General features: G+C 44.2%; 1 pseudogene. It reads left to right on the plus strand.

Features of this window, described 5'->3' with window-relative positions:
• Positions 1–265: pseudogene (locus ACNQ0T_RS24400) on the plus strand (efflux MFS transporter YdeE); the annotation flags it as partial.

Here is a 265-nt window from a genome sequence, read left to right on the forward strand (position 1 = left end):
CGGTAGGTAAACGTATTACGCCGGATAACTTAAGACGCTTAATGACCATTGGTAGCGTATTCTTTCTAGGGGGATTAGCGGTATTTATGGGATCTGGGGATAATCTCTATTTATGGGCGTTAGGTTCATTTATCTTCACATTGGGCGAACTTATTTACGCACCAGGGGAATATATGCTAATTGATAGCATTGCCCATGAAGGCATGAAATCCAGCTATCTTTCTGCTCAAGCGCTGGGGCTACTTGGCGGGGCATTTAACCCTAT

Origin of the sequence: Enterobacter cloacae complex sp.6700776 (assembly GCF_048284255.1) — a bacterium.
In the GTDB taxonomy this organism is placed as follows: Bacteria; Pseudomonadota; Gammaproteobacteria; order Enterobacterales; family Enterobacteriaceae; genus Enterobacter; species Enterobacter intestinihominis.